25 protein-coding genes are annotated in these 21,047 nt (G+C 69.1%); 11 read left to right on the plus strand and 14 right to left on the minus strand.

Annotation, left to right across the window (positions count from 1 at the left end; genetic code table 11):
- Window positions 1-2: 2 nt before the first annotated feature.
- Window positions 3-173 carry an HVO_0758 family zinc finger protein gene (locus FZP69_RS22430; RefSeq protein ID WP_192918492.1) on the minus strand — a complete coding sequence of 57 codons (171 nt, stop codon included), beginning with the start codon at window positions 171-173 and terminating at the stop codon, window positions 3-5.
- Between the two features lie 295 nt (window positions 174-468).
- On the opposite strand from FZP69_RS22430, the gene FZP69_RS06935 reads away from it, so the two are divergent.
- The 4 genes from FZP69_RS06935 to FZP69_RS06950 all read left to right on the plus strand — a co-directional run bounded on the left by FZP69_RS06935 (window position 469) and on the right by FZP69_RS06950 (window position 4,313).
- Window positions 469-1,686, plus strand: coding sequence for an MFS transporter (locus FZP69_RS06935; protein WP_152041542.1), 1,218 nt, complete (start codon window positions 469-471; stop codon window positions 1,684-1,686).
- A 144-nt stretch (window positions 1,687-1,830) separates the two neighbouring features.
- Entirely contained in the window at window positions 1,831-2,931 is a 1,101-nt protein-coding gene (locus FZP69_RS06940) for a glycosyl transferase family 2 (protein ID WP_152040604.1), read from the plus strand.
- Entirely contained in the window at window positions 2,928-3,614 is a 687-nt protein-coding gene (locus tag FZP69_RS06945) for a DUF7109 family protein (RefSeq protein ID WP_449329020.1), read from the plus strand. Before FZP69_RS06940 ends, FZP69_RS06945 begins: the two co-directional genes overlap by 4 nt.
- A 99-nt stretch (window positions 3,615-3,713) precedes the next feature.
- Complete coding sequence (locus FZP69_RS06950) at window positions 3,714-4,313, plus strand: NUDIX hydrolase (protein ID WP_152040605.1); 600 nt, start codon at window positions 3,714-3,716, stop codon at window positions 4,311-4,313.
- 198 nt (window positions 4,314-4,511) lie between these two features.
- On the opposite strand, the gene FZP69_RS06955 is transcribed toward FZP69_RS06950, so the two are convergent.
- Window positions 4,512-5,045 (minus strand): DoxX family membrane protein, encoded by a 534-nt coding sequence (locus FZP69_RS06955; RefSeq protein WP_152040606.1) that lies wholly within the window; start codon window positions 5,043-5,045, stop codon window positions 4,512-4,514.
- A 203-nt stretch (window positions 5,046-5,248) separates the two neighbouring features.
- A complete protein-coding gene (locus FZP69_RS06960) occupies window positions 5,249-5,590 on the minus strand; it encodes a hypothetical protein (RefSeq protein ID WP_152040607.1) in 342 nt (113 codons plus the stop codon).
- Window positions 5,591-5,905: 315 nt separating this feature from the next.
- On the opposite strand from FZP69_RS06960, the gene FZP69_RS06965 reads away from it, so the two are divergent.
- Window positions 5,906-6,688 (plus strand): DUF7388 family protein, encoded by a 783-nt coding sequence (locus FZP69_RS06965; RefSeq protein ID WP_152040608.1) that lies wholly within the window; start codon window positions 5,906-5,908, stop codon window positions 6,686-6,688.
- 183 nt (window positions 6,689-6,871) lie between these two features.
- Here FZP69_RS06965 and FZP69_RS06970 read toward each other — a convergent pair whose 3' ends face one another.
- Complete coding sequence (locus FZP69_RS06970; protein WP_152040609.1) at window positions 6,872-7,315, minus strand: Hsp20/alpha crystallin family protein; 444 nt, start codon at window positions 7,313-7,315, stop codon at window positions 6,872-6,874.
- Between the two features lie 71 nt (window positions 7,316-7,386).
- Window positions 7,387-7,545, minus strand: coding sequence for a DUF7559 family protein (locus FZP69_RS22435; RefSeq protein ID WP_192918493.1), 159 nt, complete (start codon window positions 7,543-7,545; stop codon window positions 7,387-7,389).
- Window positions 7,546-7,743: 198 nt separating this feature from the next.
- Here FZP69_RS22435 and FZP69_RS06975 point away from each other — a divergent pair, with 198 nt between their 5' ends.
- Both FZP69_RS06975 and FZP69_RS06980 read left to right on the plus strand, forming a co-directional pair.
- Complete coding sequence (locus tag FZP69_RS06975) at window positions 7,744-8,571, plus strand: DUF429 domain-containing protein (protein WP_152040610.1); 828 nt, start codon at window positions 7,744-7,746, stop codon at window positions 8,569-8,571.
- A 128-nt stretch (window positions 8,572-8,699) separates the two neighbouring features.
- On the plus strand, window positions 8,700-10,454 hold the full coding sequence (locus FZP69_RS06980; protein WP_152040611.1) for a radical SAM protein: 1,755 nt from the start codon (window positions 8,700-8,702) through the stop codon (window positions 10,452-10,454).
- A 102-nt stretch (window positions 10,455-10,556) separates the two neighbouring features.
- Here the strand turns inward: FZP69_RS06980 and FZP69_RS06985 are convergent, their stop codons facing one another.
- Window positions 10,557-10,955, minus strand: a complete 399-nt coding sequence (locus tag FZP69_RS06985; protein ID WP_152040612.1) for a TRAM domain-containing protein — start codon at window positions 10,953-10,955, stop codon at window positions 10,557-10,559.
- A gap of 263 nt (window positions 10,956-11,218) precedes the next feature.
- Between FZP69_RS06985 and FZP69_RS22440 the strand changes: the two genes are divergently transcribed.
- Window positions 11,219-11,818, plus strand: a complete 600-nt coding sequence (locus FZP69_RS22440; protein WP_192918494.1) for a hypothetical protein — start codon at window positions 11,219-11,221, stop codon at window positions 11,816-11,818.
- A 152-nt stretch (window positions 11,819-11,970) separates the two neighbouring features.
- Here the strand turns inward: FZP69_RS22440 and FZP69_RS06995 are convergent, their stop codons facing one another.
- The 4 genes from FZP69_RS06995 to FZP69_RS22445 form a co-directional block, all read right to left on the minus strand.
- Window positions 11,971-12,792, minus strand: a complete 822-nt coding sequence (locus tag FZP69_RS06995) for a YkgJ family cysteine cluster protein (protein ID WP_152040613.1) — start codon at window positions 12,790-12,792, stop codon at window positions 11,971-11,973.
- Between the two features lie 92 nt (window positions 12,793-12,884).
- Window positions 12,885-13,712: an MBL fold metallo-hydrolase gene (locus FZP69_RS07000; protein WP_152040614.1), complete on the minus strand. Its 828-nt coding sequence runs from the start codon at window positions 13,710-13,712 to the stop codon at window positions 12,885-12,887.
- Between the two features lie 117 nt (window positions 13,713-13,829).
- Window positions 13,830-14,102: a MarR family transcriptional regulator gene (locus FZP69_RS07005; RefSeq protein WP_152040615.1), complete on the minus strand. Its 273-nt coding sequence runs from the start codon at window positions 14,100-14,102 to the stop codon at window positions 13,830-13,832.
- A 230-nt stretch (window positions 14,103-14,332) separates the two neighbouring features.
- On the minus strand, window positions 14,333-14,494 hold the full coding sequence (locus tag FZP69_RS22445; protein WP_192918495.1) for a hypothetical protein: 162 nt from the start codon (window positions 14,492-14,494) through the stop codon (window positions 14,333-14,335).
- Window positions 14,495-14,719: 225 nt separating this feature from the next.
- Between FZP69_RS22445 and FZP69_RS07010 the strand changes: the two genes are divergently transcribed.
- Window positions 14,720-15,475: a class I SAM-dependent methyltransferase gene (locus FZP69_RS07010; RefSeq protein ID WP_152040616.1), complete on the plus strand. Its 756-nt coding sequence runs from the start codon at window positions 14,720-14,722 to the stop codon at window positions 15,473-15,475.
- A gap of 47 nt (window positions 15,476-15,522) precedes the next feature.
- Entirely contained in the window at window positions 15,523-16,437 is a 915-nt protein-coding gene (locus FZP69_RS07015) for a glycosyltransferase family 2 protein (protein WP_152040617.1), read from the plus strand.
- Window positions 16,438-16,494: 57 nt separating this feature from the next.
- On the opposite strand, the gene FZP69_RS07020 is transcribed toward FZP69_RS07015, so the two are convergent.
- Window positions 16,495-17,319: an amidohydrolase family protein gene (locus FZP69_RS07020; protein ID WP_152040618.1), complete on the minus strand. Its 825-nt coding sequence runs from the start codon at window positions 17,317-17,319 to the stop codon at window positions 16,495-16,497.
- A gap of 398 nt (window positions 17,320-17,717) precedes the next feature.
- Here FZP69_RS07020 and thsA point away from each other — a divergent pair, with 398 nt between their 5' ends.
- Window positions 17,718-19,295 (plus strand): thermosome subunit alpha, encoded by a 1,578-nt coding sequence (gene thsA, locus FZP69_RS07025; RefSeq protein ID WP_152040619.1) that lies wholly within the window; start codon window positions 17,718-17,720, stop codon window positions 19,293-19,295.
- 91 nt (window positions 19,296-19,386) lie between these two features.
- Here thsA and FZP69_RS22450 read toward each other — a convergent pair whose 3' ends face one another.
- From FZP69_RS22450 to FZP69_RS07035, 3 genes are all read right to left on the minus strand, one after another.
- Window positions 19,387-19,560, minus strand: coding sequence for a hypothetical protein (locus FZP69_RS22450; RefSeq protein WP_192918496.1), 174 nt, complete (start codon window positions 19,558-19,560; stop codon window positions 19,387-19,389).
- A 61-nt stretch (window positions 19,561-19,621) separates the two neighbouring features.
- Window positions 19,622-20,422, minus strand: a complete 801-nt coding sequence (locus FZP69_RS07030) for an SAM hydrolase/SAM-dependent halogenase family protein (RefSeq protein ID WP_152040620.1) — start codon at window positions 20,420-20,422, stop codon at window positions 19,622-19,624.
- Between the two features lie 13 nt (window positions 20,423-20,435).
- Window positions 20,436-20,981 carry a nicotinamide-nucleotide adenylyltransferase gene (locus FZP69_RS07035; protein WP_152040621.1) on the minus strand — a complete coding sequence of 182 codons (546 nt, stop codon included), beginning with the start codon at window positions 20,979-20,981 and terminating at the stop codon, window positions 20,436-20,438.
- Window positions 20,982-21,047 lie beyond the last annotated feature (66 nt).

Genomic DNA, 21,047 nt, shown 5'->3' on the forward strand with positions numbered 1-21,047 from the left:
GACTACCGCAGCTCCTTCCACTGCCGACCGCACTCGGGACAGGTCCGGACGGAGAACACCTCGTCCGGGTCGTTCACCTTCTTCAGCGTCATCTCACAGTCGGTGCAGTTGAGTCGCTCGTAGTTGTCCTTGTACAACTCACCGTCACGAAGCCCTTTCCGCGTCGATTTCATGTGCGGCCGTTGGAGACGCCCGGGCAAAAAGACCCCACACGGCGTCTGACACGGAGCCGACACGCTGTCCCTCTCCGGTCTTTCCTGACCGTCCGTCGATCGTGACGATCGGGTGGGCGGGGATGGCGGGCGTCCGCGACGTCCGCTCCCCACGCTCCCTGCGGTCTTCGGTGTCGGGACGCGGGCTGTCGACTGCCACCACGGGACACCGGGACGTGGGAGTCGGAACGTTTGTGCGCCGACGTCCGGAACTCCCACCGTGTCCCGCCGCCACCTCTTCGGCTCCCTCTGTGCGATGGTGTTCGTCGTGAACCTCGCACGCGTCGTCTTCGCGCCGCTCGTCGGCCAGTTCGTCGTCGTCTTCGACGTCGGCGAGGCCACGGCCGGGAGCATCGCGACGCTCGTGTGGCTCGGCAGCGCGCTCCCACGCCTGCCGGCCGGGTGGCTCCTCACCCGCGTCCCCCGCCACCGGGTCGTCCTCGGGACGGGGGTCGCCCTCACCGTCGCCTCGGCGTTCACGGCCGCGGCCGACTCGGTCGTCACCGTCGCCGCGGGTGCTCTGCTGATGGGGCTGTCGTCGGGGGTGTACTTCGTCGCCGCCAGCCCGCTCGTGAGCGAACTGTACCCCGGCCGGGTCGGGCGCGCGGTGGGTATCCACGGGACGGCCTCACAGGTCGCCGCCGTCGTCGCCGCGCCGGTCGTGACGCTCGCGCTCTTCGTCTCGTGGCGCGTCGCCTTCGTCGGGATCGGCGTCGCCGCGTTCCTCGTCACGCTCGCGCTCGTCGCGACGACCCGTCACGCCGATGTCCCGACGGTCGGCGTCGGCGAGCGGAACCTCCGCGACGGCATCCGGCGCGAGTGGCGGCTCATCGCCGTGGGCGTCGTGATCCTCGGACTCACCGGGTTCGTCTGGCAGGGGCTGTTCAACTTCTACGAACTGTACATGCGGACGAAGGGGCTGTCGCCGTCGATGGCGAAGAACAGCCTCACCGTCGTCTTCCTCGCCGGCGTCCCCGCCTTCCTGTTCTCGGGCTGGCTCGCCCACCGGCTCCCCCACGTGCCGTACGTCCTCGGCATCGTCGCCGCCTTCGCCGCGAGCGTCCTGCTCCTCACGACTACTACTGGCCTCGTACCGGTGCTCGCCGTCACAGCCCTCGTCGGCTACGTGATCCACAGCCTCTTCCCCGCCATGGACACGTTCCTGCTCGACACGCTCCCCGACGAGACGCGCGGGAGCGCCTACGCTGCCTACTCCGGGGTGATGATGCTCGTGCAGGCCGGCGGCTCCACCGCCGTCGGGGTGCTCGTCGAGCGCGGCGTCGCGTACGGCGACGTGTTCGCGGCGTTCGCCGTCGGGCTCTGCGTGCTCGTCGTCGTCCTCGGTGGGCTCCGGCTCGCCGGTCGACTCCCCGGGACTGCCCGCGGCGCGTCCGCGCCACAGGTTCCGGGGCCTGCGGACGACGACGCGCACCTCGAGACTGGCGGCACCCCTGGAGACCGGAACCGACCGTAACCCGACCCGATCGGAGTCGAGATCGGAACGTCGGCTGCTGCCCGTTCGACCGTGCCGACCGGTGCCGCCGTCCGTGCCGACGTCGACAACCACCGCTCGCCGTCGTTCGCGGGACTTTTGCCGTTCGATCCCCTGACACGGACGATGGAGTACGTCCAAGAGCGTGTCACGACGCTCCACGACCTCGGCGGCCCACAGCCGGCGGCCCCGGTCGACCGCGCCGCGGTGGTCGTGCCGATGACCGAACGCGAGTACGGTAGTCTCGCTGCCGAACGCGTCCTCTCGTCGCTCGAGCGGGTCGATCCGGCCCACGTCGTCGTCCCGCTCCGCGCGTCGGACGAGCGGGTCGCGACGTTCGCCGACTGGCTCGACGGGTACGACCTCCCACTCACGGTCGTCTGGTGTGACGGGCCGCGGGTCGAGCGACTCCTCTCCGACGCGGGACTCGACGGCGGACGTGGGAAGGGCCGCGACGTGTGGCTCGCACTCGGTGTCGCGCTCGCCGGCGACGAGGAGTACGTCGTCTTCCACGACGCCGACACGAAGACGTACGATCGGAGCTACGTCCCCAGGCTGCTGTTCCCGCTCGCCCGTGGACACGCGTTCTCGAAGGGCTACTACGCACGCGTGGAGAACCGCCGGCTGTACGGGCGGCTGTTCCGCCTCTTCTTCGCCCCGCTCGTCCGGGCGCTCGCCGACGACCACGACGAGCGCGTCCTCGACTACCTCGCCGCGTTCCGCTACGCCCTCGCCGGCGAGTTCGCCGTCACGCGCGACCTCGCTCTTCACCTCAGGATGCAGCGGTCGTGGGGGCTCGAGGTCGGCACGCTCGGCGACGCGTTCGCGAACGCCGGTTTCGAGGGGAGCGCGCAGGTCGACCTCGGCGCGTACGAACACGACCACCGGGCCGTCTCGGGCCCGACGGGCCTGTCGGACATGTCCCGACAGGTCGGTGCGGCGCTCTTCACCGTGATCGAAGAACACGGTGTCGCCCCCGACTACGAGACGCTCCCCGAACGGTATCGCGAGACGGCGCGACAGTACGTCCGTGCCTACGGGACGGACGCGGCGTTCAACGGACTCGACTACCCGGTCGACGAGGAACGCTCGCAGGTCGACCAGTACGCCGAGGCGATCGTCCGGCCCGTCGGAGACGCCCGCCTCCCGGCGTGGGCCGACGCGCCGATCGAGCCCGCGGGCGTCCGGGACCGGGCAGTCGCCGACCTCCGGGAGGTCCGCGAGTGACGGACCCGACGGCACCGGAGCCGTCGCCGGACCCGTTCGAAGCGGCCCCGCTCCCGGTCGACGACCCCGACGAACTCGCGGGCGTCGTCGACCTGTTCGGCGCGCTCGGCCGCGAGGAACTGCTCCGGGCACTCGTCGAACTCGCCTACCGGCAGCGCGGCGATGTCGACGAGTCGGCGGTGGCGACCGCCGCCGAACCGGCCGTCGCGTGGGCCGTCGAACGCTACTATCTGGTCGAGTACGCTCCCGACGAGGCGACCGACGGCGACGACGCCACGGACGGAGAGCCGCTGTTGACCGTCGGCCCCGTCGCGTTCCCGGCGTTGCCGGCGGAGGCAGAGGACCTGCCACACATCCTCGACTACCCGACGCGCTCGGTCTCCCGGGCGTCGCTCGCGCGGTCGGTCGAGACGCGACTCCGTGGCGACACCGCCCGGGCGGTCGCCGCCGCGGACGACGACCGGGTCCGCCACCTGTTCGACGTGACGTACGACCTCGAGGCGTGGGCACCGGTCGACGTGGCTGACGTCCGCGAGCGGCTCGACGACGTCCTCGCGGCGCTGGATTCGGAGTCGGGGGCGGATTCGGAGTCGGGGGCGGATTCGGAGTCGGGGGCGGATTCGGAGTCGGGGGCGGATTCGGAGTCGGGAGCCGACGGGGACGCGGACGCCGGCTCGGAGTGAGACGCCGGTCCGGACGCGCCCGGCCACGCTCGACACGAACCGTCGTGTGCCGTTGCCCCGTCCATACAGGATTAAGACCTTCGACCCGTTGTAGTTCGTATGGACCTCTCGGGGATCGGTCGCCACACGCCGTCGTCGTTCGAGGGAGCGACGCGGCAGGCGGCGGTCGTCGCCCCCGTCGTCGACCGCGACGGCGAGGATCACCTGCTGTTCACGAAACGGGCGGACCACCTCGGCGAACACGCCGGCCAGATGAGCTTCCCTGGTGGGGGTCGCGAGCCGAGCGACGACTCGCTCGAGGCGACGGCGCTCCGCGAGGCACGCGAGGAGATCGGTCTGTTCCCCGACGAGGTCGAACTGTTCGGCCGGCTCGACGACATCGAGACCGTCACCGACTACTCGGTCCGCCCGTTCGTCGGGCGCATCCCCGACCGCGAGTACGTCCCCGACGAACGCGAGGTGGCCGAGATCGCCGTGCTCTCGGTCGACGCGCTCACCGACCGCACGAACTACGAGTCCGAACAGCGCGACCACCCCTACTACGGCGAGATCCGCATCCACTTCTTCCACGTCGACGGCTACACCGTCTGGGGCGCGACGGGCCGGATGCTCGTCCAGCTGCTGGAACTCACGACCGACTGGCGCATGCCACCCGAGGTCGACCGCGTGGTCGGCCCCGACGCGGACCTGCCGGTCTGATCCCCGGCTCCTGTCGTCGCTGTGGCACCCGGCGTCGCCGCCCGAACGATCACACAGAACGAAGAGACGGTCGTCACCGTGACCTGAAGGCGCACTCGTCTCGATGCCGGTACGTCCGGAGACGGAGCACGTCATCGGACAGTGGTGGCAGTAACGTGGATAACAGGTGCGAGCGCTGTCGAGGCTGCCCGGATGTCGTCACCCGAGCAGGTACTTCAGCGCGGGGTGCTGGCGGACGAACGCCAGCCGCTCGATCATCGCGTCGAGCCCCATGATGCGGCCCGCGGCGAGCGTGCCGACGAGCACGAACATCAGGAACCCGAACAGGTCCCCGTTGACGTAGCCGTGCGCCCAGTCGGCGTTCCCGAGGTAGAAGAACACCATCAGGAACGCGCCCCAGAAGGCAGCGAACCGGGTGAACGCGCCCAGGATGAGCGCGAGGCCGATGAGCGTCTGACCGATGGGGATGGCGAAATTCGTGAAGCCGAGCAGCCACGGGGTCTCCGCAGCGAAGAGCAAGAAGCCGTGGATGGGGCTCCCGGCCGTGCCGTTCGCGAGCCAGCCGGCCGCGTTGAACGCCTCACCCGAGACGAAGCTGAACTTGCCCACCCCGGCGTTGAGGAACCAGTAGCCGGTGACGAGCCGCACCAGGACCGTCACGTATCCGGTAAGCGATTCCGCGTACGCGAACTCGGTGGTTTTGCCGAACCAGTTGACTCTGCTAGTAGTCATGATCGTTCTCCACCTGCTCGTTCGCCGGGTAGCCGCGTATATACCGACTCTGGCTCTCACCGGCTGAGAAAAGGTCGTCTGGAGGATCGCGGGTGGGCGTTCGGGACTACGGCGGAGTCGGTCCCGAGCTGACGTTCATCGAGAGTGTCGCGCGACGAGGACCCCTCCCCGACGCGGTCCGGCGTCTCTCGTGGCCCGCCGCCTCAGTCTTCCCACCCGGCGACGGATGGTCTCCGGACGTCGACCCCGTCCGCGTCGTCCGTCTTCCAGCGGGCGATCCCGTTCGCCTCGACCCACCAGACGAGACTCCAGTAGGCGACCGCGGCGACGAGGAGACCACCGACGACGAGGAGGCTCTCGCTCACCGTCGCACGACTGAGCACACTGACACCGAGGAGGATCGTGGCGAGGGGCACGAGCAGCACGTATCCGACGGCGACGGCTCCGAGTCCGAGCCACCACGTCGTCCGCAGGGCGCGTCTCAGGGTCGTCTGCCACGTCCGATCGTTCTCCGACAGTCGCGTGTCCGTTTCGTGTTCGTCCACTCGTGCTCGACCAGTTCGAAAACGCGTCCGAAACGTCATTAGCTGACACCCACACTAGTTCGGGTGGCAGACTCATGGCTGGGAACGGGCGACGCAGATCTACGCCTCGAGGGGGCGAGCACGGTACCGTTCGTCCGGCTCCCGCCCTCGACCCGTCCTCGTACACGACGGGTCGCCGTCGCGACCGACCCGCCGCCTGTCGAAGAACGACAGCGTTTTGTGCCGAACGACGATATCACACCTCACATGGTCGCACAGACGATGGATCGCGTTCCGCGACGACAGTGATTTCTCCCTCGATGGAGGTGACTCGACGTGCTAACCGATGAGCGTGCCGTCTCGGTGTCGGGCCTGGACGCCGTCGCGCTCAAGCCGAAAGAGTGTGACGTCCGCCGGGCGCTCGACGTCCCGCTCCCGACCGTCGCCATCGACTACGAGGGTCGCGAACACCTGCCCGACCCCGACGTCCTCGCGGCACTCGCCACGGAGAAAGAGGTCCGTCTCACCACGCCGGTCCGCGCCGACGGATTCGACCCGCTCGGCGACGACTCCCTGTGGGCTACGGTGCCGTCCGCGGTCCGCCGGGTGCTCGTCGCGGGCCACAGCGCGTACCTCACCGACGAGGAGGCGGAGCGGGCGGTCGCCCCGCGACTGCACACGGCGCGACAGCGCGTGCCCGACGCGTGGGTCGGTACCGAGGGGATCGAACGCATCGCGCTGGCTGCCGGCGGCACGCAGTACGAACTGCTCTCGCGGTCGACGATCCGCGACGTCCGCGCGCTTCGCGCCGCCGGCTTCGACGGCGAGGTCGCCCTCTACGCGCCGACGGTCCTCACCGACGACGAAGACGAGGCGCTCGACGCGGTCGGCGCGTACGCCGCCCGCCGTCGCCCGGTCGCCAGCGCCCTGCCCGACGACGCACCGACCGACGCCACGGCCACGGGGCGCGCTCGCGACGTGCTCGCGGCCGCCGTCTCCGACTACGCGCTCGTCGGCGGGCCGGACGCGGTACGCCGGCGGGTGCGTGAGCTGAAGGAGGCCGGCGTCGACACGGTCGTCGGCTACCCCGCACGCGGCGTCGACGAGTTCTGCGGGTGAACCGGCACTCTGGGCCGTCCTCGCGCGTCCACATGGTCGCCGACAGCGCCGCGTTTCCGTCGCTCTCGGCGTCCGTGATCCGCGGCGTCTCCCGTGTCACTCCCCTGCAGCCCCGGCGAGAACGTCCTGCGGATCCGTCACCCGTCCGCCGAGAGAAGCCGTTCGATACGCGGACCGACTCGGTTACGAGGCGTCGACCGTGTGCTCGTCCTCGTCGTCCTCGTCGCGGACCTCGACGTCGGTCGCGTGACCGTCCTTGGGGATCTCGATACGGAGCGTCCCGTTGTCTGCGAGCGTCGCCGACGCGCCGCCGGCGTTGACCGCGGCGTCCTCGGGGAGTCGGACGTGGCCGTCCAGCGAGAGGCCACGTCCGGGGAACCGCATCTCGAAGTCCTCGAAGAAGTCCCGGAATCGGTCGATACGGACCTGCACTTCGCCGTCGAGGAAGCGGACCTGGACGTCCGAGCGCTGGACGCCCGGCGCGTCGAAGACGACCAGGTAGGCGTCGTCGCTCTCGAGGAGGTCGTACGGGAGCGGCTTTCGTTCCTGAACCCGACTCATCCCGCGCCCGACCCGTTCGAGCACCGTGTTGGCGACCGACTCTCCGATCTCACGAATTCCTGTCATCGTTCGTGTGCGAGGGTAGTGGCCGCCGGGAGAAAAGCGTTGTTCGATGGACGGGCGACGAGCGAGGCCAGTCAGAGTTCGATGAGTTCCAGGTAGTCGGTCTCGCCGCAGTACGGACACAGGAGGTCGTCGATCGAGAGGTCGTCGGGGACGTCGTACGTGTAGTGGTTCTCGAACATGTCGAGTTCGCAGTCCGGGTTGAGACACTTGATCTCCTCTGTTTTCGGCATACCCCTCGATTGCGGAGAGAGGCGGATACGCTTTTCGGAGCCGTCGACTCCCGTCGATCGGCCCCGGCCGTCGAACCGGTGCTCGCTTCGTCGCCCGGTCGTCGTACTCGTCTCCGAGCTCGCTCCGTCGTCCGGTGCTAGCACGCTCTCTCCCGGAGCCAGTACGGTTAAGACACTGTGACGTATCAACCGATATTAATGTGTGGGGATTTCACACCACCGTCCGTCGTCTACGGCGTGGTCTACGGTGGTGACGGGGCGAACGCACGAACGTGGGTGGCACGCGGGGTCGTCACCGACGGTTCGCTGTCGATCGACCGCTGTGCGCCGGTCGGAGAGTGGTTCGAGGAGTCGGGGACGCCGGCGGCGACACCGACGCTCACCACGTTCCTCGCGGACCTCCCCGCGACCGCCGCCGCCGGTCTCGACTTCCCGTTCGGGCTCCCCGAGGGCGTCGTCGCGGAGGACGAATGGGTGACGTTCCTCCAGCAGCTTCCCTCGTGGTGTGACAGCCCGACGGACCTGCGCCGGCGGTGTGAGCGCCGACTCCGGCTGGTGGACGGGTCGGCGGACACCCGGCTCCGCGCGACGGACACCCCCCTGAGTGCGATGTCGCCGTTCGACGAACCCATCGCCGCCTCGACGTTCTACGGACTCCGCGACGTCCTCCGACCGCTCGTCCTGAGTGACGTCGTCCGGGTTCCCCCGATGACGACACCGCACCCCGATCGTCCGCTCGTCATCGAGGTGTACCCCACGGGGACGCTCGTCGACCTCGACCTGTTCGCCGCCGGCTACGAGATCGACGACGAGGGGCGCACGCTCCGTGCGGAGATCGTCGACGGGCTCGTCGCGGCGACCGACGGGGTCGAGGTGACCGACGAGGTCCGGGAGGCCGCCCTGGCCGACCCGGCGTGCCTCGAGAGCGTCGTGGCCGCGTACGCCGTCTACCGCAACAGCCGTTCGGCGGCGGCGCTGACCGTCTCCGACTCACAGCGGCTCGTCGAGGGACAGGTCTTCGTCTGAACGCCGTCGTCGGTCGTGAGCCGGCGTCGATCACCCGACGGACATCCGTCGTACCCGGGCCTCCGGCGGAGTACCCGGCAGCCGTGCGGACCGCACGGTTTACCCACGGTGAGGACGAACCTCTCGCTATGACCGAGGCACCGGCACCGAACCCGTCCGGCGACGTCCGCGACCCGGCGTCGCTGGACGTCGTCGTCGTCGACGGCTACGTCGACGAACCGGCCCACTTCGGCGTCCCGCCGTACGTCTCGACGTATCCACGATACACGGCGGGTGCGCTCGTCGACGCTGGCGTCCCGGCTCGACAGATACGGTACCACACGATCGACGAGCTGCGGGATGACCGCTCGAAGTGGCGCGATGTCGCCGACGCGGACCTCATGATCTACGTCGGCGGGATGACCGTCCCCGGCAAGTACGTCGGCGGGACGCCCGCCGAACCCGACGAGGTGCGCGAACTGGCGTGGGCCGCCGACGGGACCACGCTCATGGGTGGGCCCGTGAAGTTCGGCGTCGGCGAGCAGAACGAGGGGGCGTCGGAGACCGAACGCAAGGACCTCGACTACGACTTCGTCGCGAAGGGCGACGTCGAGGCCGCGGCGTACGACCTCGTCGTCTCGGGGCTGGAGGGGTTCGGCGACCGTATGCGTGGCTACGACGAGGTGGAGCGGTGGGCTTCGAAAGGAGCGTTCGTCGTCGAACAGCACCCGAACCACCCGGACTACCTCATCGCCGAACTGGAGACCTCGCGCGGCTGTGCCTACCGCTGTTCGTTCTGTACCGAACCCCTCTACGGCGACCCGAACTTCCGGACGCCCGACTCGGTCGTTCGGGAGGTCGCTCGGCTCTCCGACGCCGGCGTCAAGCACTTCCGCATCGGTCGTCAGGCCGACATCCTCGCGTTCGGCGGAGACGGCGAGGCACCGAACCCGGACGCGCTCCGCACGCTGTACGAGGGGATCCGCGAGGTCGTGCCCGACCTCGGCACGCTCCACCTCGACAACATGAATCCGGTGACGATCGTCGACTACCCCGAACGGTCGAGAGAGGCGATCCGGATCATCGCCGAGCACAACACGCCCGGCGACACGGCGGCGTTCGGTCTCGAATCCGCCGATCCGGTCGTGCAGGAGGAGAACAACCTCCTGGTCTCCGCGGAGGAGTGTCTCGAGGCGGTTCGCGTCGTCAACGAGGAGGGGGGCTGGCGACCCGGCGACACGGAGAAGCAGGGCCCGACGTTAGAGGGTGACCGCCTCCCCAAACTGCTCCCGGGCATCAACCTCGTCCACGGGCTGCTGGGCGAGCGCCCCGAGACGTACGAGCACAACAAGCGCTTTCTCCAGCGAGTGTACGACGAGGGGCTGATGCTCCGGCGGATCAACATCCGGCAGGTGATGGCGTTCGCGGGGACGGAGATGGCAGAGACCGGCGCGGACATCGCACGGGAGCACAAACAGCAGTTCAAGCCGTACAAACGCGAGATCCGCGAGGAGATCGACCGCCCGATGCTCAGGCGAGTCCTGCCACCGGGAACGGTGCTCGAGGGCGTCCACTCGGAGTACCACCAGGACGGGAAGACGTTCGGTCGGCAGCTGGGCACCTACTCGCTGCTCGTGGCGGTGCCGGGCGAGCGACCGCTCGGTGAGACGATGGACGTCGCGGTCGTCGACTACGGCTACCGCTCCGTCACGGGTGTTCCCTACCCGCTCGACCTGAACGCGGCGTCGCTCGACGAGCTCACCGCCATCCCGGGCATCGGCAGGCGGACCGCGGGAGACATCGTGGTCGGTCGACCGTACGCCTCGACCGAGGAGCTCCCCGACACCGCCGAGGTCGATCTCGCACGGTTCGCCACGGTTCGACCGTCCGGATCGGCCGACTGAATCGCCGCTCCCCGACGCGCACGCTGGACGGTGCTCACTGGCGCGAGCGGACGGCCCATAGAACCACTCCGTCACTGCGAACGTTCCCCGAAAACGGCCGGTTCAGAAGTCCTCTTCGATGATCTCGCCGACGGCGAAGTTCGACTTCACTTCCGTCACCTCGACCTTCACACGCTCGCCGACCTCGGCGCCGGGGACGATGATGACGTAGCCCCGCTCGACGCGGGCGATGCCGTCGCCCTGCTTGCCGATGTCCTCGATCTCCACGTAGCGGAGCTCGCCCACTTCGACTGGTGGCTGCGGCTCCGACGTGTGACTCCGCTTCGACGACGGTTCGGACGACTCCTCCTCCTGCCGAGAGATCAGTGCGACGCGGTAGATCTCGCCGGGTTCGACGCTTCCCGTCTCGATCTCTCGGCGAGGCACCTCGACGACGTATCGGTCGTCCTCCGACCGGACGTCGGCATTGAACAGACACATGAGCTTATCTGAGATTTCCACAGTGAGACCTCCATCCAGCCCCATGTTCGCAGGCACCAAAGAGCTACCGCACGAATCGACCGTTCTGCCGCCGGTTTCGTCACGTTCGGTAACTCCGGCCCGTTCGGCTGTCATCCGTCGCTCTCCCTCGTCGGTTCCCGCTCCCACGCCTCGACGTCGGGTCACGGAACCACCCAACGACGCGCCACCGTCAGCCACGTGTCGGACGAACGACCGGATAACTCGGGTACTCCACTTATGAACTCGCGCGTGGGAGGGCGAGCATGCGCGTCCGCCGGCCGCTCACGACGGGTGAAGTTCTCGGTCTCCTCGCCGCGTCGCTCGTCCTGCTGTTGCTCCTGCCCCTCCGGACTGCGGGGACGTTCACCACCCTCGCCGTCGTCCTCGCCGCGTCGATCACGACGCTCGGCGTCGCCGTGTCGCTCCTGACGTACCACGAACGCTCGCTCGACGTCGTCGACGGCTTCGTCGTCGCCGTCGCGGCGACACTGCTCACCCTCCCGACCGCCGTCTCGCTCGTGGCGATGGCGGCGGTCCCGACGACCGGCGTCGCCGCACTCGCACCCGAGACGCTCTCGGGGGCCGTCCCGGAGGCGACCCGACTCGTCGGGCAGTGGGTGATCCCAGCAGTGCTCGCGTTTCCGCTGGGGCTCGCCCGGACTGACCGAGCCAGGGTCGCGGTGGGAACGACGTTCCTCGTCGCCTTCGCCGTCGCGTCGGCGGTCGCACCGCCGTCCACGCTCGCGGATTTCGGTGGGCTCGTCGTTCGGTTCGTCGGCGCGGCGTTCCTCGGCGGCCCGCTGTTCGTCGCGGCCCGGGCGTTCCCCCGCCGGCCCGATCGGTCGCCCGCCGGCGTGCGGTGAGTTTCGATCCCGACCGCCAGATCGGCCGCGGCGCGATTCCGACGGTCCTGTGGCTCTGCCAACCCGCCCCTCTGCGTGTCTCCGACGTGTGAACCGTGTCGCGTGGCGCGACGCCGACGCTCACGTTCGAGTCCGTCGAGTGTCGTCCGTCTTCACCCGTCGAGTGTCGTCCCGTCTGGTCGTTTCTGCCCTTCGGAGTCGTGGACGACGACGCCGTCGACATCCGTCGGTCGGTAGTTGTTCCGGACGCCGATCGCCTCCTCCAGTTCGCGGACCGCTCGTCGTTTCAGTGCGGCCGCCAGCGCTTCGGCGTCTTCCCGGGAGATGTCGCGTCCGAGCCCCTCGCACTCGTGGGCCCGGACGATACCCTCCCTTCCGACCGGTTCGCCCATCGGCTGGCTCGTCCCGCCGAGTGCGACGCTGAACGGGTACGTCTGACAGACGAGTGGTCGCGACTCGTGGACCGTACAGTTTCCCTGGCCGTCGGTCTCGCGGTAGAACGTACAGTCTCCGCACGCGGTGGTCTGCAACGCCCACTCGAACGTCTCGCCCGTCGGGCCGTCGGGCCCGTCGGTCAGGCCGTAGGGCATCGGTCGGGCAATGTCGCGCCAGTCGTACGGTTCGCGGCGATCCTCGTCGACCGACTCCTCGACGCTCCGGTCGTCGGACCCATCCCGGTCGTCGTTCGTCGCGTGCGTCGCGTCGTTCGTCGCGTCGAGTAGCCGGCGGACCTCGTCGGGGAACACCGTCGCCGTGTGGGGTTCACGGCCCGTGTCGCCCTCGACACGGTCGCCGTCAGAGGCGTCCGTCTCACACTCGTCGTCCTCGATGTCGTCCCCACACGTCTCGTACCCCTTGCAGCAGGCGCCACAGCGGGTACAGTCGAAGCCGATGGACTCGATCGCGTCGGCGAGTTCCCCGACGTCGAGCTCGTGGGCGCGGGCGAGTTCGGTCTCCAGCGACGGTCCGGTCACGGTTTCACTCGTGGCGGCGTCGACTAAACGCCGTCGCCCCCAACGACGTCCACGGTCCCGTGCGTCCGCCCTGCTCGCGCCCGCGCACCCAGCTATCCGCCCGTGCCCACCCCGCCACGCCCGTCACGCTGGGGACGCACGCGGCCCGTCGTGGGGGTCCAGACGACGTCGCCCTCGACGGCGAGCTTCTCGAGGTGTGCGCGCACGGTCGCGGTGGCGAGGTCGACTACTCCCGAGAGGTCCTTGTCGTAGGCCGCGTCGACGACCTCCTCCAGCGTCCGGGCCCCTGATTCGACCGCGTGCCGGACGCGCCGTTCGCGTTCGAGGCGGTGGTCGAGGAGACGGTCGATCGTCGGCCGTGGCTCGTCGATCGGGGGACCGTGGCCTGGACAGAGACGGTCCGGATCGCGCGCCCGGAGCCGGCGGAGGCTGGTCAGATACGACCGCATGTCGCCGTCGGGTGCCCCGACAACGACACTCCCCTCGGCGACGGCGAGATCACCGCAGAGCACGACCTCGTGGCCGTCGACACGAAGCTCGAACGCGACGTGCTCCCGCGCGTGTCCGGGCGTCTCGACGACCGTGATGGGGCCGGCGTCGGTGTCGATGACGCACCCCTCGGCGAGCGTCCGGTCCGGGGTGACTCCGGTCGCGGCCTCGAACGCGGCCGTGTGGCCGCGACGCGCCCAGACGGTCGCGCCCGTCTCGGCGGCGTAGTCCGCGACGCCGCCGACGTGGTCCGGGTGGACGTGCGTCACCGCGAGGTGGGCGACGTCGTGTTCGGCGACGACCGCGTCGAGTTCGTCGTCCCGGGCCGGTGGATCGACGAGGAGGGCACGACGTGTGCCGAGCAGGTAGGCGTTGGTCGTCCCCGTCGGCACGGTGTGCGTGACGGGGACGGCGACGCGGTGCACGAGCACGAGTGAGGGAGGGAGACGGATAAACCGCTCGTAACCACGGGTTCGTGGCTCTCCGACCGTGGTACGAGGTGGCGGTCGTTCGGGCGTCGCTGGTGTCGTTCGTGACGGTGGTGACGGTCAGGTGTTGAGGTAGTACACCTGCTTGCGAGCGTCCTTGAAACTGTAGCGAGAGGAGACGAGTCCGGACTCCTCGAGGCGGTTGAGTGCGTAGCGGACCGTGCGGTCGGGCAGGAGCGACTCTTCTGCGAGCTGTCCCTGTGAGAGCGGCGCGTCCGTCTCGAGTACCTTCGCGACGAGCTTCGCGCTCGGTGGCAGTTCGCGGAGCCGTTCGCGGAACTCGGTCTCCGACAACAGATCGTCCGTCTCGGTCTCTGCGGTACTGGTGCTCATACACCTTCTGGATGTTCGGTTCGTGGTAAAGGTTAGCTACAAGTGTGACAATACAATTCAGACACCTTATATACCTAATATCGTCCGACGCGGTGTGCTCGTTCGCTGTCGCACACTCGTCCGCTGTCGTGCAGTCGGCCGTCGGCTGTGTGTCGGCGACTGTTCGACACGGAACCGGTGGCTCCCCCGGGATCGGTGGCGGTCTCTCGCCCGACGTCGGCCGCTCGGGACTACCGGCGAAGGGTGTCGGTCTCCGGCGCATCGCCGTGGCGCCGGTACCGTCCGACGATCGCTGTGCACTCCGGGCAGTGGACGACGGTGACGCGCGGGTAGTCGTGTCGGACGAGCCGGGCCGCCGTCACGGTCGCGTCGCAGGCACGGCACTGTGGCATACCGGGGACACGACGGCCAGCGGCATAACGGTCACTCCGAGGGAGCCGCCACGCCGAGACAGCCGCCATCCGGCGGTCGTTGTCGGCGCGAGACGCCGGTCGATCCGCGACCGTGATGTCCCGGTCCCCACAGTCCACGGCGTGTCCAGGTTCCGGCGTGTCTGCGTTCCAGCGTGTCCGCGTTCCAGTACGTTCATAATGTCGGCGCGCACAGAACCGGTACCAGTGAAAGGAAAGGAGTGGTACAAGGCGGACGACGTCGCCGAAGAGTACGACTCGAAGCGTTTCTCGCGTGGTGGCCGACTCATCGACCGTCGGGAGAAAGAGGCAGTTCTCGGCGCGCTCTCGCCGGTCGAGGGGAAGCGCGTCTTGGAGATCGCCTGTGGCACCGGGCGGTTCACGGTCATGCTCGCCGAACGTGGTGCGGACGTCGCCGGACTGGACATCTCGCGCGCGATGCTCGCACAGGGACGCGAGAAAGCCCGTGACGCCGGTGTCGACGATCACATCTCCTTTCTCCTCGGCGACGCCGCCCGCCTCCCGTTCCCCGACGATCACTTCGACGCCGTCTTCGCGATGCGCTTCTTCCACCTCGCGGACACCCCCGCAAAGTTCCTCACGGAGATGGCCCGCGTCTCGAGGGGACAGGTCTTCTTCGACACGTTCAACGACTTCTCGACCCGGGTCGTCTACAACTGGCTCTTACCCATGGGATCGCATCTGTACTCCCGCGAGGACGTCGAACGGCTCGTCGCCGACGCCGGCCTCTCGCTCGCGACGGAGTCGCACGACTTCGTCGTCCCCTACGGCCTCTACCGGAAGATTCCAGGGACTCTCGCGGCGGACATCCGCTCCGTCGACACCGCCGTCGGCGACACCGTCGTCGGCGAACGGCTGTCCTCGGTCTCCTATTGGAACGCCCGGGTTCCCGAGGAGAGCGACCCCGTGACCGCGGCCGAACGCGCGAGCGAGGCCGAGTGAGCGTCGCGAGCGGCCGGATTTAAGTGTCTGCTCGCCGACCGACAGCTATGGATCTCTCCGTAGTCGTCCCCACCCTCAACGGGCGGGATCGGCTGGCGACCAGCCTCGACTCGCTGGCCGCACACGCCCCCGACGTGGAGGTCGTGGTCGTCAACGGCCCCTCCGCGGACGGGACGACCGGGATGGTACGCGACCGCGACGACGTCGACGTGCTGGTCGAACTCTCCGCACGGACGCTGAACGTCGCCCGGAACGCGGGGATCCAGGCCGCCAGCGGCGACGTCGTCGCGTTCCTCGGCCACGACTTCGCGGTCGAACCGGACTGGGCCGACGCGATCCGCGACCGCCTGGCGGATAAACCGGTCGTCACCGGCCCGACCCGTCGCCGCGTCTACGGCGGACAGACCGCCGACGAACTCGAACACAGGCGGATCTGCAAGCGCGACGTCTCGTACTTCGACGGCGGAAACGTCGCCTTCCGCGCGCCGGCCCTCGACGCGCTCGACGGCTTCGACGAGTACCTCGAGACGGGCGGCGCACGCGACGCCGCTCACCGGCTCGCGGGGCTCGGCTACGACGTCGTCTGGGAGCCGACGATGCAGGTCTCGCTCGAACACGAGACCGACGGCGGCGTCGAGTCACGCGACTGGGAGTGGAAGTACCGCGCGCTCGCCTACCGGCTGGTGAAGAACTACGGTCTCAGACCCGAGGTCGCCCGCCGGACGCTCCGGCACGCCGGCTCCGACGCGTACACGACCGCCAAGGACGTCGTGGCCGGTCGGTCGGTCCCTACCTCGTGGTTCGGCACGAGTCGCGCGGTGGTCGTCGGGATGACGACCGGCGCGCGGGACGGTCTCGTCGCACGCGCTCGCGACCGGAGCCCGCGACGGAACCCGCGCGGGGTCTCGACGCGGACCGACCGTGCGGTCGCGCAGTACGACTCCCGATCCTCTTCCACGTAGCCGACCGTGCGGTCGCGCCGTCACTCCCGGCGGCGTACCGCCGGGGCTGCGACCGCGTCACTCCCCCGGGGCCAGCGCGGGGAACACCCGAACCGCGTTCTTCGAGAACGCCCGCCGCATGAGATCTTCGGGTACGTCCAGCGTGAGCAACTCCATCACGCCGACGTTCGGATGCGTCGCCGGTGCGCCGCTCCCGAAGAGGACGCGGTCGGGGTGTTCGAGCAACCCCTGTTCGAGGACGCCCCGGTAGCGGACGAAGCTCGTCTCGAGGTAGAGCCGGTCGTATCGGTCGAGGAGTTCGATCGCCGCGCCCATCAGGTCGCGGTCGAGCGGGAACCCGCCGAAGCTCTCGAGCACCACCGGAAACGACCGACGGAGCAGCGTCTCTTCGACGGCCGCCGGCGTGAAGCCGTCGCCGGCGCGGACCAGCACGGGCAGACCGACGTCGTCGAGCCGGTCAAGCGTCTCCTCGTCGGGGAGTCCGTCGCGGGCAGGATCGAGCGCGAAGCCGTGGAAGCGGTCGCCGTAGCCGTACTGTTCGACGTCGCCCGGTCCGGCGTGGTGGTCCCTGCGGGTTGCGGTGAGGTTTCTGAGACGCGCGGCGGGGCGATCGCTGGGGTCGCGCGGGCCGCCGAGACGCGCGAGCGGGAGGAACGGGCGGTCGACGCTCAGCCGCGCCACGGCGTTGTTCGCTCGCAGGTATCCCTCTCCCTCCGGTCGCGGTCCCGGCGCGAGGACCGCCGCGACGACGCCGGCCTGGTGGAACTCCCGTTCGAGCCGCTCGGGGCCGACGTCGCGCCCGAACCGCGCGCTCTCGGCCCCGTCGGGATCGAGTCGTGCGTGGACGTCGACCACGCGAAAGCCGTGTTCCAGTTCCAGCATCCTCTTACCCGGGCTGTCGTGGGGGCGAGTAATATACTGTCGGTCGCCTCCCCCCCTGTCGTCCCACTCCACTCCGCTTCCGACGTACCGTCGTCCGACGTGGATCGCGCTCGAGACGGCGGCGTCGTCTGTCGCCACCACGGACCGGTCGGACCGTGCCAGTAGCTCCCGCGCGACAGGATAACAGGATATGCCCAGCCGTGGTCGACTGTGGTCGTGGTTCGTGGTCGCGGTCAGTCCGGCGAGCGAGAGACGGGCTCGACCGGGACGGGTTCGGTCTCGTCCCCGATAGTGCGACAACTGTTTACATGAGTCGTATGCCACGCTGTCGTGCGGTTTCGGGTCGCATATCGGAGAAAACTATTTATAGAACCGCAACATTACTTCTCCTGATTACTATGTCATCCCGCATGCAGCAGGGTCAGCCGTTGTTCATCCTCGCAGAAGGCAGCCAGCGAACCCGCGGCCAGAGCGCCCAGGACTCGAACATCCGCGCCGGCCGTGCCGTCGCGAGCGCCGTCCGAACCACGCTCGGTCCCCGGGGCATGGACAAGATGCTCGTCGACTCCTCGGGCGAGGTCGTCATCACCAACGACGGGGCGACCATCCTCAACGAGATGGACATCGAACACCCCGCCGCCCAGATGATCGTCGAGGTCGCCGAGACCCAGGAGGACGAGGTCGGTGACGGCACCACTACCGCTGCGGTTCTCACAGGAGAGCTCCTCGCGAAGGCGGAGAACCTCCTCGACGACGACCTCCACCCGACGGTCATCGTCGAGGGGTACACCGAGGCCGCCCGCCTCGCCCAGGAGGCCATCGACGCGCAGGTACTCGACGTCGACCTCGACGACGACCTCCTCGTCAAGGTCGCCGAGACGTCGATGACCGGCAAGGGGACCGGCGATGTCACCGCCGACGTCCTGGCGCACCACGTCGTCGACGCGGTCCGGATGGTCCACGACGAGGACGAGCGGTTCGACCGCGACGACATCAACGTCCACACCCGGACGGGTGCGTCCTCCTCGGCGACGGAACTCGTCGAGGGCGTCATCATCGACAAGGAGCCCGTCAGCGACGAGATGCCGCGCTCCGTCGAGGACGCGACCGTGGCCATCGCCGACGTCAAACTCGACGTCCGCAAGGCCGAGGCCGACACCGAGTACAACATCACGAGCGTCGACCAGCTCACCGCGGCGCTCGACGCCGAGGAGTCGGAGCTGCGGTCGTACGCCACCTCGCTCAAGGAGGCCGGCGTCGACGTCGTGTTCTGCACGAAGTCCATCTCGGACCGCGTCGCGAGCTACCTCGCCAAGGAGGGCATCCTCGCGTTCAAGAGCGTCAAGAAGAGCGATGCGCGCCGCATCGCCCACGCCACGGGGGCGAAGCGGCTCGGCTCGCTCACCGACATCGACACCGGCGACTTCGGCCACGCCGAGTCGGTCTCCACCGAGAAGTTCGGTGACGACGAACTCACCTTCGTCGAGGGTGGCGCGGCCTCGAAGTCGGTGACGCTGCTCCTCCGCGGCGGCACCGAGCACGTCGTCGACGAACTCGAACGCGCGATCAACGACGCCATCGACGTCACCGTCGCGGCGATCGACAAGGGCGGCGTCGTCCCCGGCGCGGGCTGCACCGAGGTCGCCATCGCCGACCACCTCCGCTCCGAAGCCGCGGGCATCGAGGGCCGGAAACAGCTCGCGGTCGAGGCGTTCGCCGACGCGGTCGAGGCGCTCCCGCGCACCCTGGCCGAGAACGTGGGGATGGACCCCATCGACGCGCTCGTCGACCTCCGCTCGAGGTTCGAGGCCGAGGGCCGCGCGGGCGTCATCGCCACCGGTCGCTTCGGCGAGATCGGCGACCCCGTCGAGCACGGTGTCCTCGACCCCGCCGCCGTGAAGCGCGAGGCCGTCGAGTCGGCGACCGAGGCCGCGACGATGATCCTCCGCATCGACGACGTCATCGCCGCCGAGTAACCCGGCGACCGTCTTCGACTTTTTCGACGTCTCCCCGTCCGGAGCGACGCTGTCCGCCGACTCGACGTCGAACGTCCGTGGGACGGACCGGTCACCCCGGACAGCCGTCAAACACAGAGCCAACCGCGAGATAGCGCACGACGCACGCGAGCAGGCCGTCGCCGGGGAACGATCCCAGCACGCCAGTGAACTCGGCCCCGTCGAGGGCGAACACCGACAGCACGAGCCCGGTCGCAGCCACGGCCGCCGCGTGGTGTCTCCTCACGTCCGCGTCACCGGTCGCGACGTCGGTGTACTGTCGGTGTCGACCTCGTGGGCCGACGCTCTCACTCGACCCGCGTTATTTCGACTTCGTCACCCACCGAGAGCCCGAACACCTCGTCGCCTCTCCCCCGATTGACATCGCACTCGACGTAGCCGTGGCTGCCGACGGTGACCAGTCGGCCGCCCACCGGGACCGACGCGAACGACGACCCCACGGGCGTCTCCTCGCCGTTCACCCGCACGCGAGAGGCCCCATCGAGGAACGTCCCGTCGACACTCGTGACGGTGTTGCCGAAGTCGTCGACGGCGAGCACCTCGCCGCGGGCGACGTCGCCCGCGACCTCGGCCTCGGGAAGCGTCAGGTCGACGTACTCGTCGGCGGGTGAGATCCGGTCGAGCGCCCCTATCTCCGAGACGCCGACGTCGTGGACGGCCGCGGCCGCGGGCGCGAAGACGTCGCGGCCGTGGAAGGTGTTCGAGGCGGGGTCGTCGTAGTCGTACTCGAACACCTCGACCTCGTCTTCGTCGGCTCCTCCGTCGCGACCGCCGCCGCCGGACGCGTCGGCCAGCGCCCGCGCCGGAGGGAGCACGACGCCGTTGTCCGGGGCGACGAGTGCGTGGTCGCCGGCGCGGACGACGAGCGCGGCGCGATCCGTCCCGACGCCGGGGTCGACGACGATCAGGTGGACGGCGGGCGGGAACTCGGGGAGGACGAACCGGGTCCAGAAGGCGGCGGCGCGGACGTCCTGTCGGGGGAGGTCGTGGGCGACGTCGACCAGCCGTGTCTCGGGGTCCTGGGAGAGGACGACGCCGCGCATCGCGGCCGGATACGGCGAACCGAAGTCGGAGCTCAGCGTGATCATCGTTCCGTTCTCCCTACTCGGGATCGCTCGTCGCGTCGCTCCCCGCCCCACCGTTGGTGTCGGTGTCCGAGACGCGCTGGATGCGCTCGATCCCGCCGATCTCGTCGATCACCCCTACCACGGGGTCCGGGACGAGCGACCGCCAGTCCGCGCCCGAGAGCATCCGCTCGCGGAGTTCGGTCCCCTCGAGGACGTCGCGGTTGAACATCGGCGACTGTCGAACCTCGACGCCCGCCTCACGAAAGAGCTGGATGACGAGCGGGTTGTTCGAGTAGGCGACGTCGAACGTGGGCGACATCGACTGGACGTGGCTCACCCACACGGAGTTGCGGTCGAGGTCCTCGATGGGGACGGCGTAGGTGACGACGTCGAAGTCGGCGACCGATTTGGTGACCATCATGATGCGCTCACCGGCCGTGAACGGGTTCCGCGGCGAGTGGGAGTCGCCGGCGGAGCCGATCCCGAGGACGAGCTCGTCGACCTCCCCCGCGATCTCCTCGATCATCCTGTGGTGGCCGTTGTGGTACGGCTGGAACCGCCCGATGTAGAACCCCCGCATGACCGTACGGTTCTCGGTCGTCTTTTATAAAGGCGACGAGTCGACCGAGACGCCGCAATGAGGTGG

Source organism: Salinigranum salinum (assembly GCF_009176545.1).
GTDB lineage: Archaea > Halobacteriota > Halobacteria > Halobacteriales > Haloferacaceae > Salinigranum > Salinigranum salinum.